The sequence below is a fragment of the Lactobacillus colini genome (genome assembly GCF_017874575.1).
Classification (GTDB): Bacteria; Bacillota; Bacilli; order Lactobacillales; family Lactobacillaceae; genus Lactobacillus; species Lactobacillus colini.
Genome location: NZ_JAGGLU010000002.1, coordinates 263,818 through 274,952, shown reverse-complemented (window position 1 = coordinate 274,952; position 11,135 = coordinate 263,818). Strand labels below are relative to the sequence as shown.

At 35.3% G+C, this 11,135-nt stretch carries 10 protein-coding genes, 2 tRNA genes and 1 riboswitch; of the genes, 7 read left to right on the top strand and 5 right to left on the bottom strand.

The genetic code is table 11. The annotated features are described in order from the left end of the window. Positions 1-6: 6 nt before the first annotated feature. Together J2Z60_RS03275 and J2Z60_RS03270 are read right to left on the bottom strand one after the other, a co-directional pair. Positions 7-79, bottom strand: a tRNA-Lys gene (locus tag J2Z60_RS03275). 131 nt (positions 80-210) lie between these two features. After that, positions 211-283, bottom strand: a tRNA-Lys gene (locus J2Z60_RS03270). 134 nt (positions 284-417) lie between these two features. On the opposite strand from J2Z60_RS03270, the gene yycF reads away from it, so the two are divergent. The 7 genes from yycF (at position 418) to rlmH (ending at position 8,258) form a co-directional block, all read left to right on the top strand. Beyond that, a complete protein-coding gene (gene yycF / locus J2Z60_RS03265; RefSeq protein ID WP_209686236.1) occupies positions 418-1,125 on the top strand; it encodes a response regulator YycF in 708 nt (235 codons plus the stop codon). Positions 1,126-1,174: 49 nt separating this feature from the next. Beyond that, complete coding sequence (walK, locus tag J2Z60_RS03260; RefSeq protein ID WP_209686235.1) at positions 1,175-3,031, top strand: cell wall metabolism sensor histidine kinase WalK; 1,857 nt, start codon at positions 1,175-1,177, stop codon at positions 3,029-3,031. Continuing rightward, positions 3,021-4,373: a two-component system activity regulator YycH gene (gene yycH, locus J2Z60_RS03255; protein ID WP_209686234.1), complete on the top strand. Its 1,353-nt coding sequence runs from the start codon at positions 3,021-3,023 to the stop codon at positions 4,371-4,373. Before walK ends, yycH begins: the two co-directional genes overlap by 11 nt. Continuing rightward, the gene (locus tag J2Z60_RS03250) at positions 4,363-5,208 is read left to right on the top strand and encodes a two-component system regulatory protein YycI (protein ID WP_209686233.1); all 846 of its coding nucleotides are present in this window, start codon (positions 4,363-4,365) and stop codon (positions 5,206-5,208) included. The genes yycH and J2Z60_RS03250 overlap by 11 nt, the downstream gene beginning before the upstream one ends. A gap of 11 nt (positions 5,209-5,219) precedes the next feature. Then, positions 5,220-6,017 (top strand): MBL fold metallo-hydrolase, encoded by a 798-nt coding sequence (locus tag J2Z60_RS03245; RefSeq protein WP_209686232.1) that lies wholly within the window; start codon positions 5,220-5,222, stop codon positions 6,015-6,017. Between the two features lie 109 nt (positions 6,018-6,126). Further along, the gene (locus J2Z60_RS03240; protein ID WP_209686231.1) at positions 6,127-7,332 is read left to right on the top strand and encodes a S1C family serine protease; all 1,206 of its coding nucleotides are present in this window, start codon (positions 6,127-6,129) and stop codon (positions 7,330-7,332) included. A gap of 446 nt (positions 7,333-7,778) precedes the next feature. After that, entirely contained in the window at positions 7,779-8,258 is a 480-nt protein-coding gene (rlmH, locus tag J2Z60_RS03235; protein WP_209686230.1) for a 23S rRNA (pseudouridine(1915)-N(3))-methyltransferase RlmH, read from the top strand. Here rlmH and J2Z60_RS03230 read toward each other — a convergent pair whose 3' ends face one another. From J2Z60_RS03230 to J2Z60_RS03220, 3 genes are read right to left on the bottom strand one after another with little or no spacing between them, the layout of a single operon-like run. After that, positions 8,259-8,906, bottom strand: coding sequence for an energy-coupling factor transporter transmembrane component T family protein (locus J2Z60_RS03230; RefSeq protein ID WP_209686229.1), 648 nt, complete (start codon positions 8,904-8,906; stop codon positions 8,259-8,261). After that, a complete protein-coding gene (locus J2Z60_RS03225; RefSeq protein ID WP_209686228.1) occupies positions 8,896-10,269 on the bottom strand; it encodes an ATP-binding cassette domain-containing protein in 1,374 nt (457 codons plus the stop codon). Before J2Z60_RS03225 ends, J2Z60_RS03230 begins: the two co-directional genes overlap by 11 nt. Then, complete coding sequence (locus J2Z60_RS03220; protein ID WP_209686227.1) at positions 10,256-10,819, bottom strand: ECF transporter S component; 564 nt, start codon at positions 10,817-10,819, stop codon at positions 10,256-10,258. Before J2Z60_RS03220 ends, J2Z60_RS03225 begins: the two co-directional genes overlap by 14 nt. Before the next feature lie 63 nt (positions 10,820-10,882). After that, positions 10,883-10,971, bottom strand: a riboswitch (TPP riboswitch). Positions 10,972-11,135: the final 164 nt, after the last annotated feature.

Sequence of the window (11,135 nt, the reverse complement as noted above, 5' to 3'; positions counted from 1 at the left end):
TAATTATGGGTGGTCAGGGGATCGAACCCTGGACCCACGGATTAAGAGTCCGTTGCTCTGCCAGCTGAGCTAACCACCCATTGGATAACCAACGAATATTATTATGCCAGCTATAGGCAAAAAATGCAAGAGGAAATTTGAAATTTTTTGAAAAAAGTTTTAAGCTTCAGAGAAAATAAAAAGCACCGCTAGCGCGATGCTTTATAATTATGGGTGGTCAGGGGATCGAACCCTGGACCCACGGATTAAGAGTCCGTTGCTCTGCCAGCTGAGCTAACCACCCATTGGATAACCAACGAGTATTATTATGCCAGCTATAGGCAAAAAATGCAAGAGTTTTTTACAATTTTTTTGCAATAATTTAAAACCTAGTCCAAAAACAGTATAATAAAGTTATTACGATGAGGAGGAATCCCTATGCCAAAAAAGATTTTAGTGGTAGACGATGAAAAACCTATCTCGGATATCATTAAGTTTAACCTAACTAAGGAAGGTTATGACGTTGAGACAGCTTATGACGGCGAAGAAGCTGTCGAAAAAGTAGATGAATATAATCCTGATCTAATGATTCTAGATTTAATGCTGCCTAAAAAAGACGGCTTAGAAGTTGCACGCGAGGTACGTAAAAGTCATGATATGCCAATTATCATGGTAACGGCTAAAGACACTGAAATTGATAAGGTCTTAGGGCTTGAGATGGGTGCTGATGATTATGTGACTAAGCCATTTTCTAATCGTGAGTTAGTAGCTCGAGTAAAAGCTAATTTACGTCGCCGTGATCTTACTCAAAAGGCTAATGATGATGAAGAAAATAAAAATATTGCCATTGGTAACTTAGTAATTATGCCAGAAGCCTATATTGTTGAAAAAAGTGGTGAAAAGATCGAACTCACACATCGTGAATTTGAATTATTGCATTATTTGGCGCAGCATATGGGTCAGGTAATGACACGGGAACATTTACTGCAAACTGTTTGGGGTTATGACTACTTCGGTGATGTAAGAACGGTCGATGTAACGGTAAGACGTTTACGTGAAAAGATTGAAGATAACCCATCTTCGCCAACTGTTTTAGTTACAAGACGTGGTGTTGGATACTACGTTAAAGATCCATCTGATGAATAAATGATAAAAGGCCACGTAATAGTGGTCTTATTTTGTGTGGGTAAGTAATGTGAAGAAAATAAAGAAAAGTTTTACATCAATTAATTTTAAAATTGCGTTGATTTTTATGTTGTTGTTACTAGCAACAATTGAGATTGTTGGTGCGTATTTTACACGACAATTAGAGCAGAGCTCGATTGAAAGTTTTGAAACTTCAATCCAAATTCCAAATATTATTACTAATCAAATCACTAATCAATTGAATCGTCCCAATACCCAAAATGCTAATAGCCAACTAAGCCAAATTGTATCTAATTATAATAACGATGCAATTAATCAAATTACAGTTGTTGATAATAAAGGGGTAATTAGAGCTGTTTCAAATATAAATGATCAACAGCGTGTTGGTCAGCGTGATACAAGTTCAGATATCAAAAAAGCCATCTCTAGTGGGCGGCAGGTTTCTAGGGTGGTAGATGCTAATGGAACCTACATGATTCAAATCACGCCACTTACTTCAGGTAATGGTACTAACACCACAATTGGTGTAATTGCAATTAGGGCAAGTATGCAGAGCGTATTTAATAATATTCGCAACGTGTCAATCATGTTTTTGACGGCCTCATTAATTGCGGCTTTCTTAGGAGCGATAGTCTCTTTGTTTATTTCTCGGGCAATAACGCGACCAATTGAAGAGATGACAAAGCAAGCACTTAGGGTATCTGATGGTGATTATTCAGGCCACGTTAACGTCTATGCTGATGATGAGTTAGGCAAGCTAGCTAAGGCGTTTAATACTTTATCAGTTAGGATTGAACGTACTCAAGAAATTTCAGAGAGTGAACGGCGCAGGTTAGATAATGTTTTGACCCATATGACAGATGGGGTTATTGCTACTGATCGCCATGGCAATATTACAATTATTAATGAAACAGCCTTAGACTTTTTGAATAAAAAAGAAGCTGATGTTATTGGCTTCTCGATTACTAACCTACTAGGTCTAAAGGATGTTACTATTCAAGATTTAATGAGTACACAACAAGAGCTAATCGTGACAGTAAATTCTGATACTCATGATGAAATGATATTACATGCTAACTTCTCATTAATCCAAAGGGTTACCGGATTTGTATCAGGGTTAGTTTGTGTCTTGCATGATATTACCGAACAACAAAAGAATGAACGTGAGCAGCAACAATTTGTTTCTAATGTATCGCATGAGTTAAGAACTCCGCTTACTAGTATGCGAGCTTATGTTGAGGCTTTAAATGATGGAGCTTGGAAAGATCCTAATATTGCTCCCCAATTTTTGGGTGTGGTGCAAGAAGAAACTGAGCGTATGATACGCATGATTAATGACTTATTAAGCTTATCGCGAATGGATCGTGGCGTAGCTAAGATGGATTTAGAGTGGGTCAATATTAATGATTTTGTCAATCATGTCTTAAACCGCTTTGATATGATGCTAAAAAAAGACGCCGAAAAAAGTGACAATAGTGTCAAAAAATACACTATTAAACGTGAAATTACTAAGCAGGCTCTTTGGGTAGAAATAGATACTGATAAGATGATGCAAGTAATTGATAATATTATGAATAATGCTATTAAGTACTCACCAGATGGTGGGGTTATTACTGTCCGTCTATTGCAGGCTCATAAACACATTATCTTAAGTATTTCTGACCAAGGCTTGGGTATCCCAAGGAAGGATTTAAATAAGATCTTTGATCGTTTCTATCGTGTTGACAAAGCTCGCTCTCGCAAGCAAGGCGGCACTGGCTTGGGGTTAGCAATTTCTAAGGAAATTGTCGAAGCCCATAATGGACGTATTTGGGCTGATAGTGCAGAAGGTGAAGGTTCGACTTTCTATATTTCATTGCCATTTGAGCCGATATCTGAGGAAGGAGCTAGCTGGGATGAGATTTAAACACAAGATAGGTAATATTTGCCTTACTGGTAGTTTGATTTTGATGGTGTTAGTTTCACTTAGCTTATCTGCTTACATTTGGGGATCAGATTCGCGTTTTTCACGGATTGAACAAGCTTCTAATCAATCTCCAGCTAAAAAAGAAGTAGGTCAAAAGTCTATTCGTGAAATATATATTCCAACACAGTTGTTTTATTATCATAATAATCAGCTCTACCAGGTTTATGGGGGTAAGGTAAACTTGCCTTTGCAATTTTCTAAAATAACCCAACCATTAGAAGAGACTGCCCCGGTTAAGATGACAAGTAGTAAATCAGCTTATGATAATTTGATCAAAAATCAAAATTACTTGCAGCTGACTTATCCGGATCAAATTACTATTTCATTATTTCTTACTAAATTAAAAAGAGCCAATAATGGAGAGTTCAATCGACTTTTTGTTCCAATAAATAGTAGTGAGAAGTATCTTTACTTGGGGAATGATCAAGATTATACAGTTTACCGCCTAGCAATTGGTAAGATTAACTTTGAAAAGTTCTATAATCAGATCAAAAATGCTAAAGTACAAATGCCAGTAGCCCTACATCGCTTAAGTGGGGCCTACTTACCATTCTATGAAGAAGAAACAGAATTACCTAACTATAGCTATTTGACTAACCAAGAAACAGATTCTTACTTTGTATATCGTTTGCTAGGAACAGGTTCAATCAACCAGCGTAATAGCTCTACATCAATAACTTATTCTAATGGTGTATATGAGCGTTTAATTGCTGCTAAGAATACTCACAACTATGAGTATGTAAACTTCAATGAAGGAAAAATCCCAGGTTCAGTTACTAAGCGCTTGAGTACAAGTCTATATTATGTCAGAAAGATTGGCTTAGTTGATCCAGATCTGCACTTCTTTGATGGGGATAATAATAACTTAATTTATCAGAGTTTCGTTGAAGAGTATCCGGTATTTTTACCGGGGGATTACAATACTAGAGCTCAGGTTAACTTTACTAAGAACAGACTGCGGATCAACTTTAATAGTTTGAATTTGCAAATACCGATTCCAAGTAATGGCTCTAAATCTACTTTACCCGCAACGAGAGTAGCACTTAATCAATTAATCGCTAATGGTTATTCTAAGAAGAGTATCAATCGCATAATTGTCGGTTATACGGTTAATGCCGATAGTAATAAAGATTCTCGATTGGTTGACTTAGTGCCAACATATTATGTCAAGATTAAAGGTAGATGGCGCTCATTGAAGGAATGGATCAATGATTCACCAATTAGTGATCCTAGTGCTAAGGCTAAATTACAAAATAAGGAGGCGTTAGAGAATGGACTTTAAACGAATCCAGTGGATATTTTTAATTGTTTTTATTGGGATTAATATTTTTCTGGGGATTGAAGTTATTCAGACACCGACCTTACTTTCTAGCAATGCAACCACTAATACTGGTGATAATTTGCAACAAGAAATGATTGCAGATAATATTAAGATCCCACATCTTAGTGATAAACAATCAGATGGGTACTATCTAGCGTCTAAAATTAATAAAAAATGGGTCAATAAAGCTCAAAGCCAAGTCAGTGGCGAAGTTAGTATAAATAGTCCTTCAGATGGTGAAGATAGTATCAGTGTTAGCTTAACTACCCCAGTTGCAGTCAGTTCAAATAAAAAACAAGCCATTGAAGACATAATTAGTTTTAAGGATAATCCTAAGAATGTGTATGAAGGTGATCAATATGTTTATTCACCAGAGTATTCTAGTGATAATGATTATGTTTTCTTGCAAAAAACTAGTTATGGCGTAATTTATTCCCGCAGGTCTAGATTACATATTATGGTAAGAAATAATAAAATTGTGTCTTATTATCAACGTTATACCGATACGGTCACTACTGTTAGGGAAAGACAGACTACAATCAGTGCTAAAGAAGCCATCAATTCACTATATACTTATAGTGAATTACCAAATAACTCTAAGGTAATCTGGATGAAATTAGGCTATGCTAAATTAACGCAAGTACGTGGAAATGTAATATTTTTGCCGGCATGGATAGTTGCCATTGAAAATGACACTTCAAAAACAGTAACTATTAAAAGAGTCAATGCCTTTACTAGCACAATTTTGCAGTCCCAGACTAATTCTAGTGATAAAAGCGACGAAGAAAAAAGTTAGGAGTTTTTTTAGTGAAAGTATCAGTATTGGCAAGCGGTTCGAGCGGAAATATAACCTTAATTCAAACACAGGAACATAAGGTATTAATGGATGCGGGAGTATCCGGTAAAAAAGCTAAAGATCTTTTAGCAAGTGTGGGGGTTGATATTAAAGAAATTGACATGGTCTTTTTGAGTCATGATCATACTGATCATTCAGGTGGATTAGGAGTCTTGATGAGACGCTATCCCCAAATTAATGCTTTTGCTAATTCGGGGACTTGGCAATACCTCATTGATACTAATAAGATTGGTAAGTTACCTGTCGATCAAATCAATACCTTTGAGCCAGGGAAGATTAAGAGTTTTGGTGATTTAGAGGTAACTAGTTTTGCCACTAGTCATGATGCTGCCCAACCTCAGTATTATGTATTCGCTAGTGGTGGCAAGCGCTTTGCTTGTTTAACAGATACAGGCTATGTTTCAAATAATGTCAAAAGTCAGATAGAAGCGGCTGATGGATACCTGATGGAATTTAATTATGATGACCTGATGCTGCGTCATGGACCATATTCATGGTCGTTGAAGCAGCGAATCATGTCTGATGTAGGGCATTTATCTAATGAACAAGCTGGAGAGACTTTATTAGATGTAGTAAAGTCTAATACCAAAAATATCTTCTTGGCTCACCGTTCTGAGCATAATAACACCAAGTACAAGGCTCATGAAGCAGCCAAGGATATCTTAATCAATGGGGATGCGGAATTGCCTGCAGATGTCAAAATTTATGATACAGCTCCAGATAGGCCGACAGATTTGGTAGAAATTTAGCAATTAAAAAATAAATATTCATAAATTCTTCAAACTTGCTTTTTATGATATTTAATGTGAAAAATTAAATAATATTTTTGAACATATCAAGCTAAGAGAGGGAAGAAACATGGCTGAAAAGAAGAATAATACTTTATTAAAAACAGGTATCGTAGGTGTTGTTGCTGGCCTTTTAGGTGGTGGAGTTGCCTATGCTGGTATGAGTCAAATTAGCCAAAATAGTGCTCAAACTGCTGCTCCAACAGTAACAACGGTTAAAAATACTAGTAAAAGTTCAGGTCAAATGACGGCTGCTTTTAATGTTGTTAAAAATTCGGTTGTTTCAGTTGTTAACCTAAAGAAACAAAATAGTACTAGCTCATCAAATGACCCATTTAGTATTTTTGGTGATTATAGTGAGGGGTCCTCAAGCAATTCTAGTTCAAAATCTAAGTTAGAAACTTATAGTGAAGGTTCTGGCGTTATTTACATGAAGGCTAATGGCAAGGGGTATATTGTAACTAATAATCACGTTGTTTCTGGTAGTGATGAGTTGCAAGTTATCTTAAGTAACGGAAAAACTGTCACAGCTAAAAAGGTCGGTACTGATTCTGAAACTGACTTAGCTGTTTTGACTATTGATGGCAAGTATGTAACTCAAACCGCGCAATTCGGCAATTCAAAAAATGTAGAACCAGGCCAACAAGTGATTGCTGTAGGTTCACCATTGGGTAGTCAATATGCGACGAGCGTTACTCAAGGAATTATTTCAGCTAAGAGCAGGACAATAGATATCACTAATTCATCTGGACAAGTGACTAATCAGGCGACAGTTATTCAAACAGATGCAGCTATTAACCCAGGTAATTCTGGTGGTCCATTAGTAAATGAATCCGGTCAGGTAATTGGTATTAATTCAATGAAACTATCTCAGTCTAGTGATGGTACAAGTGTTGAAGGGATGGGATTTGCAATTCCTAGTGATGAAGTTGTCTCAATCATCAATGAATTGGTAAAGAATGGTAAAATTACCCGTCCACAATTAGGTGTTCGTGTAGCATCTGTTAGTGAATTAACAGAGTACGCTAAAAAGCAACTGAATGTGCCGTCAAATGTTAAATCTGGAATTTATGTTGCATCAGTTACTAAGAATGGTAGTGCTGCTAAGGCAGGGATGAAGAGTGGCGATATCATTACAAAAGTTGATGGCAAGACAGTGAAGGATTTAGCTTCATTGCATACTGCACTGTATTCACACAAGATTGGCGACCATATAACCGTACAGGTTGTCCGCAATAGCAAAACTAAGAATCTAAGTGTTACATTGAGTAAATAATAAAAAGGGGTTCATTTTAAAGTGAATCCCTTTTTTATGTATGTTATCTTTGTGAAACTGATAAAAGTTCGTATTTTTTAGTAACCACAAGATATAGATGTGCTGTGGATAACTCTGTGGATTGTGTATAACTAAGAAAGAAAGCGCCTTACAAAAAGATGGAAAAATTTATTTTTTCTAAAAAATCAAGTTATTTAATTATTTAATTTTGGATTTATAGATGCTTTTAAACCAGGTTTATAATAAAATTTATTATAAAAATACAAATTATAATTTGATATTTTTTGAAAACTGAATAGTTTATTGTTAGATTTTGCATTTAACCACAATTTATAGTATGTCAGTGATAAAAATAACTAAATATTGTGTTAAACATTTTTCAAAAACTAGAAGTTTCACAAATAACGGGTTAAAATAAGATAGCAATAAAATTGAGCGAGGATAAAATGAACATCAAGATTGTATGTGTAGGTAAGTTGAAGGAGAAATATTTCAAAGATGGCATCGCAGAATATATGAAACGCATGGATCGCTATGCCAAAATGAAGATAATACAAGTTCCTGATGAAAAAGCCCCAGAAAAGTTAAGTCCAGCCGAAATGGAAAAAGTAAAAGAAATTGAAGGCGAGAGAATATTAAGCAAAATAAAAGACAAAGAGTATGTCTTTGTAACCGCAATTAAAGGAAAAGAGAGAACAAGTGAAGAATTTGCTAAAGAGATTCAAAACTTGGCAACTTATGGTCATTCAGACATTACCTTTGTCATTGGTGGCAGTTTAGGCACTAGCAGTGCTGTTAATAGGCGGGCTGATGATTTAATCAGCTTTGGCAAGTTTACAATGCCACATCAATTAATGAGATTAGTATTAAGTGAACAGATTTACCGAGCTTTTATGATTAATAATGGTAGTCCTTACCACAAGTAGTTAGGTTAAGAATAAGATTGGTTGAAATATTGTCAGTATTGCGACAAAGATTAACCAATCTTTTTTTGTCAGCGGGATTTTTTGGATAATGCTGCGGGGTTGATTTTCACGATAACCGTGCGAAGTCATTCCTTGTGTTAGATCATCAGCCCAATTAATAGCGGCTAGGATTGCCTTAAAATATAGCCTAGGTGACCAAAATGATAGATATAGTCCACGCATTTCACCAGCTACCTGAATTCTAATAACTTCTTCTTTAATTTTGGGAAAGACGTTAAATGCAGCAAGAGTACCATAAACGAACTTACTAGGTAATTTGAAGTTCTTTTCTAAAGAGTATGCTAACTGGGTAATTGTTGTAGTTTGAGTTACACATGCTCCAGCAAAGACAAAAGCATAGATTCTTGTAAACAATACCCAAGCAAAAATAACTTTACTAGGTGAAGCTAAATAAATACTTGTAAACATGGCAATAGCAGCTAGTAAAGGTACTGCTATTAATAATAGTAAATTTTTGGGTGAGATTTTATGAGCTAGAAGATAGATAATGCAACTAATAATTATAATTAAGTTAGCCCATAAGTTAGCCTTAAAAGATATTTCCAAAGAAATAATTAATACCAGAAATAATTTTAGACTAGGATTCATCTAGTAGCCCTCCTGTAATGTATTGAAGATGGCGGTCTTTCAAGGTGAGATGATAATCGCACAATAAATCTAAATCATCGCTCTGGTGACTAATAATGATTAGGGTCTTTTCTTGATCTAGAAAAGACTCTCTTAATAAGTTACTAATGATATGGATACTTTGCTTATCTAAGCCAGTAAATGGTTCATCAAGTAATAAAATATTAGGATTAGCAATCATCATTAAAAGTAGCTGCAGTTTTTTCTTTTGACCGCCTGATAAGGAATAAACAACATGGTCTAATAGCTGATCTAGTTGTAATAATTTTAGAAAATTTGTAATTTCAGCTGTAGAGAAGCGATTAGATAGGCTTTGACTGAGTTTTATCTCTTCTTTAACAGTCACCATTAAGAACTGATCGCTAGCATTTTGAAAGACTTGAGCGACTTGAGTTAAGTACTTGCGCCGTCTGATCTTACTAATATCTTGTTGCTGGTAGGTGATTTTTCCCTGGTAGGAAATTAGCTTAGTTAAGGCTTTGAATAGGGAGGTCTTGCCTGAGCCATTAGCACCACTTAATAAAGTTCCATGTCCAGGAAAAATTTGTAAGTTTTGATTTGCAATCAAAGTTTTATCGCCTTGTTTTAGGCTAAAATTTTCAAAGGTTAGGATAGGCTTACTATCTTTGGGCAATTGAAATGAAAGTTGAGGCGGGGCTGGTTGATGGAAAAATTCTTCCTTGGCTTTATTATTTAGAACATCTATTCGATGTTTATTTTTAAATAAGAAAACCTGATCACACATCTCCTGGTAGCCACTTAAATTGTGGTCAGTAATAATGATCGTTTTGCCCTCTTGCTTTAGCTTAAATAGTTTTTCTAATAAGAACTTGCGATTGTAAGGATCACAGCTAGCAAAGGGCTCATCTAGTAAGACTAAGTCACAATCCATTGCAATAATTATTGCTAGGGCAACGCGTTGCTTTTCACCGCCAGAGAGTGTGATAAAGTCACGCTCAAGCAAGTCTTGTGTATTCGTTTCTCGACTAGCAAGAGAGATTCTCTTTTTGGCTTGCTTTTCATCTAATTGTAAATTTTCTAGACTAAAAATAAACTCCTGGTAAGGTGTTTGCATAGTAAATTGTTTATCAGGATTTTGAAAGACCATGCCCCATTGCTTGAAAGAGTTTTGAATCTTGCCAGTAGTTATTTGCCCACCAAACTTAGGATATAAGCCAGCGATTAACTTTAATAGAGTAGACTTACCGCAACCTGTTGGCCCATATAATAGTGAGAAACTGTTAGGGAAAATTTGAAGAGAAATATTTTCTAAAATGTTGCTATCTTTTTGATAGTTAAAAGAGAGTTGATTAATCTTGAGCATTTTTAATGATGTGGGCTTTCTCTAATAAGTTAGTGATTAGTTTTACCAAAATACAGCAGAAGATAATCATTGAGATCCAGCGAACACCAAAGTAAATAAACATTTTGTAGACTGGATATTGATTGTAACCATTCTTAAAGAAGTCGTATAAGAATGTAATGATCGTGGTAGTTGTAGCTGATAAGAATAAGGTAAATGTATTGTAAACTTTATATCCAGTTAAGGTAAATCCTAATTCACTACCAAATCCTTGGATTAAGCCTGAAAGCAAGTTAGCAGCACCCCATTGAGCCATCATGAAGGTTTCCAAGGCTGCACCAAGAAATTCGCCCAAAAATCCACTTAATGGTAAACGTACCAAAAATCCAGCAACTGGACCAGCCATACACCAAATTCCCATAGTAATATCATTAGCTAAGGAGCCGTATCCAATAGGGCTAAGTAATACAGTCAAGAAGTTGTAAACATTATCGCTAGCTACATAGATTACTGCAAAAATAATTGCAATTAAAGCTATTAAAATAATATCGCGAACGTGAATTTTTTTCATAATATTCTCCTATTCTAAGGGGATGAAAAAAGCTACCCCTATCGGGGTAGCCATTAGTTCGATAATTAAATATTACATTTTCCCTTCGCAGATATTAATCAGATCAGGTTCAATGGGTATATTCTCAGCCAGTGGCACCCCAAAATATATTTATATCGTATATGATATAACATTTTATTAAAATAGCCAAGTTAAGCGCATACTTTTTTGAAGCATACACTATAATATTTTGCTTTAAAAATATTTTTTTATATATTTTAAGCTATTGTGTTATTTTTCTTAGCAGGTTCCAAGCCTTGAATACTTGATAATAATA